The following is a 2,253-nucleotide window of genomic DNA, read 5'->3' on the forward strand; positions in this document are numbered from 1 at the left end:
AGGTTTTTATATCTTCTAACGAGCGTCATCTTGTTCTCATGCCCGACTTTGTGCGGGCTATTTTCATTCATTGTTCCAACAAAAATCGGAATTTCCTATTATACAAAAAAGAATCCAGGTAATCTGTTTGCAATCTTTTTAAAGAATCATGAAAACTTGAGATGGTCTTTTCATATCCCTGATTACAATTATCCACTTTACTGTTCAGAAAAACAGTCTCTCTTTGGATATGATTTTCTTTCAACGCATCTCCCAATGCCTCCTCATTCTTATGCATCTGAGCTGTGTCAAATAATCTGTAGCCATATTGATATGCATTTCCAATTGCTTCGTTCATCTCAGCTCCCGCTTCCATCTTATAAACGCCAAGCCCAATCTCAGGGATTTCTACATGATTTACTAATTCCATATGAAACATCCTCCTGTTTTGTCATTCATTTAATCCTCAGACCATACAATCTTTCGGTCTTTAAAATAATATTCTCTGTCATGTTCATTCACTTTGCGAAGTATCTCACATGGCACCCCGACTGCCACTACATTGGACGGAATGTCTTTTGTCACCACGCTTCCTGCACCAATCACAACATTATCTCCAATCGTAATTCCCGGCACGATAATCGCCCCTGCTCCAATCCAGCAATTCTTTCCTATATGAACAGGCGCATTATATTGGTACCCCTGACTGCGCAGTTCTGGCAGAATCGGATGCCCTGCCGTAGCCACTGTGACATTCGGACCAAACATTGTATAATCGCCCACATAAATATGAGTGTCATCGACCAATGTCAAATTGAAATTGGCATAAATATTTTTCCCAAAATGTACATGTCCGCCACCAAAGTTAGAGTGAAATGGGGGTTCAATATAACAGCCCTCACCGATTTCCGCAAACATCTCTTTTAGCAACGCCGTCCTCTTCTCCTGCTCTAAAGGACGTGTCGCATTAAAATCATATAACCTCTCCAGTCTTTGTAACTGCTCATTCATAATCTCTTCATCATTTGGCAGATAAAGCTCTCCTGTATGCATCTTCTCTTTCATACTCATAACGCGTGCCTCCTTAAAATCTTTTTCTGATAAAATTTTAGCACTCATATTTAATTTCCACAAGTGACATCTTAACGAATTACCATGTTGTATTTTTTAAGTCATCAATCCACACTTGAATCGCCTTTGCCAATGTAATCTGCTGATGAAGAACCGCCATGCCTGTTGGCGGAATATTCTCTGCTTTTTCTTTTAACTTTAGGTTTTCTTCCAAATATTTCATGAGAATGTCCGTATTCTTTTCTATCACATCCAAACATTCTCGCTGCTCTTCTTTTGGCATATTTTCTAAATTTACAATCACTGCATTGAAATCTAAAAACATATGAATCAGCTTTTTGGAGAGTTCGTGCATCAATCTTTGAAACTCCTTCTCGCCACTTTCCGTTAAGGAATACATCGATTTTTCCGGCATATTCCCTTCCTTTTCAAGCCGACTTGAAATAAAACCTTTCTATTCCAATTGAATCACTTTTTATAAATAGACGGTGTGCTAATTTTTACCCATTTTGAAATATTCCGGTATTCCACCAGTTTTTGAATATCATACGCACTTAATAATTCCACTGCATAAACAATTAAAAATTGCCGAAGTTCAAATAAAATAAACTGATGATTACTTTTATATCAATGAAGGAATACAAGGCAGTCACATCAAAGCATTTGAAAAAGAAATTCAGAAAGAAGCACTTTACTTAAAGAACAGGCAAGAGGACTTGCAAGTCCTCTGCTGTATCATGGTACTATTGATTGTGTCCGTTCCGTCAAGGACTGCCCTACGGCGTATCGGCTTTGCCTTGTTCCTTGACCTCACTTCGTTTTCTCTATTTCTTGACATCACAAAAGCCTGCACGAATTTTCTTCAATCCGACAGGCTCTCATTCTTTCACATACTCTATCAATTCTTCTATTCCACAATCTAAGTAACTGCACGGTTTACAGATTAGTTGTGCGTCTAATCTCTGAAATTCATTTCTACAATAACGATTGAAATTAGACCTCGGTATATCCAATTCTTTACAAATGGTATTCTTACTAATCCCTTTTTCTTTCAGCAGTTCCTCTATGTGAAGTTCTAAATGTCCATATTAGTTGGTGCTAGAATATAAATAGTACAAGTCAAAATGAGAATTCCTTATAAGAAAAATCATGGTACAATGTAAGTATCGCACTGAAGGAGGATCTCATTATGGCAAAGCACTA

General features: G+C 37.6%; 3 protein-coding genes and 1 pseudogene. All 4 read right to left on the reverse strand.

From position 1 onward, the window contains the following. Positions 1 to 67: 67 nt before the first annotated feature. Complete coding sequence (locus ACTQXY_RS15280; RefSeq protein WP_441660186.1) at positions 68 to 409, reverse strand: aldo/keto reductase; 342 nt, start codon at positions 407 to 409, stop codon at positions 68 to 70. A gap of 29 nt (positions 410 to 438) precedes the next feature. Beyond that, positions 439 to 1,050 (reverse strand): sugar O-acetyltransferase, encoded by a 612-nt coding sequence (locus ACTQXY_RS15285; RefSeq protein WP_156555153.1) that lies wholly within the window; start codon positions 1,048 to 1,050, stop codon positions 439 to 441. 79 nt (positions 1,051 to 1,129) lie between these two features. Further along, positions 1,130 to 1,656, reverse strand: a pseudogene (locus tag ACTQXY_RS15290) (PadR family transcriptional regulator). Between the two features lie 272 nt (positions 1,657 to 1,928). Beyond that, a complete protein-coding gene (locus tag ACTQXY_RS15295) occupies positions 1,929 to 2,117 on the reverse strand; it encodes a helix-turn-helix domain-containing protein (protein WP_441660187.1) in 189 nt (62 codons plus the stop codon). Positions 2,118 to 2,253 lie beyond the last annotated feature (136 nt).

Origin of the sequence: Faecalimonas sp. LCP19S3_D12, assembly GCF_052121495.1 — a bacterium.
Lineage (GTDB): Bacteria > Bacillota > Clostridia > Lachnospirales > Lachnospiraceae > Faecalimonas.

Coding starts and splice junctions, on each gene's coding strand:
- ACTQXY_RS15280 (WP_441660186.1), bottom strand. CDS start 409: ATGGAATTAGTAAATCATGTAGAAATCCCTGAGATTGGGCTTGGCGTT.
- ACTQXY_RS15285 (WP_156555153.1), bottom strand. CDS start 1,050: ATGAGTATGAAAGAGAAGATGCATACAGGAGAGCTTTATCTGCCAAAT.